Raw genomic sequence first — 1,436 nt, forward strand, 5'->3', positions numbered from 1 at the left:
GAGCAGTCAGCGCCTCGTCGGCCTGCTGCAGCCGACTGGCAACCGCAGCCAGTGTCGGCGCATCGAAGAGTTCCCGCAGCTCGATCTCCTGACCCAGATCCCGGCGCATGCGGCCCATCAGCTGCACCGCCAGCAACGAGTGTCCGCCCAGATCGAAGAAGCTGTCGTTTCTCCCTACCCGCTCCACGCCCAGCAGCTCCTGCCAGATTCCCGCCAGCACCTCTTCCACCGGTCCCTGCGGCGCCTCGTACATGTGTGTGACCAGCGCTTCCGCATCCGGCGCCGGCAGCGCCTTCCTGTCCACCTTCCCATTGGGCGTCAGCGGCATCACCTCAAGCTTCACGAATGCACTCGGCACCATGTACGCCGGCAGCTCCGCCCTCAGGTGATCCCGCAGCCTCTCCACATCCGGCAGCGTCTCTTCGGCCGCGCCCTCATGCGCCATCCAGTACGCCACCAGCCGTTTGTCGCCCGGATGATCCTCCCGCGCCAGCACCACGGCATCCCGCACCCCGGGCAACTCTCCCAGCCGCGCCTCGATCTCGCCCAGCTCCACCCGAAAGCCACGGATCTTGACCTGGAAGTCATTGCGGCCCACAAACTCGATCAGCCCATCCGCGCGCCAGTAACCCAGGTCTCCCGACCTGTACATCCGGGCATCCGGCTCATCACTGAACGGATCCGGGATGAAGCGCTCGGCCGTCAGCTCCGGACGGTTCAGATATCCCAGCGCCACACCATCTCCACCAATGTGGATCTCTCCTGTCACACCAATGGGTACCGGCTGGCCCTGACCGTCCAGAATATAGATTCGCGTATTACCAATCGGTTTACCGATCGGCACCTGCGTCACCGTCTCATCGACCAAATCGTTCAGTCGGCATGTCACCGCAAACGTCGTCGTCTCCGTCGGTCCATACCCATTGAGCAGGTTCTGCGGCGCGCCGTTCTTCAGCACCCGCCGGATGACGTTGGCATCCAGCACGTCCCCCCCCACGATCAGGTACTTCAGCTGCGCAAACACTTCCCGCAGCTGATCCGCATACTGATTGAACAGCCCCGCACTCAGGTAGAGCACCGTCGCTCTCCCCTCCTGCATGATCCGACCGAACCGCTCAGGATCCAGCACCTGGTCATGCAACACCACCAGGATCCGCCCTCCATTGAGCAACGCCCCCCACACTTCCAGCGTCGAAGCATCGAACGCCGTGTTGCTGCAGTGAACAACCACATCGTCTGCCTTCAGTTCGGCAAACCCGTTGGCCATGACCAGCCTGCCGATCGCACGGTGCGGCACCGCCACACCCTTGGGCTGACCCGTCGAGCCCGAGGTGTACATCACGTACGCCGCCTCGGCGCACTCGGCTTTCGATACTGCGGGGTTGTCTGCCGGCAGACTGGCCACGACCTCCTGCGCATGGCCCAGATCCAGCCAC

1 protein-coding gene is annotated in these 1,436 nt (G+C 63.7%); it reads right to left on the reverse strand.

What is annotated here, in order from left to right:
- The coding region (locus EHV23_RS07980) for a non-ribosomal peptide synthetase (protein WP_203228911.1) at window positions 1-1,436 on the reverse strand (1,436 nt) is incomplete at both ends.

The sequence above is a fragment of the Lautropia dentalis genome (assembly GCF_003892345.1).
GTDB lineage: Bacteria > Pseudomonadota > Gammaproteobacteria > Burkholderiales > Burkholderiaceae_E > Lautropia > Lautropia dentalis.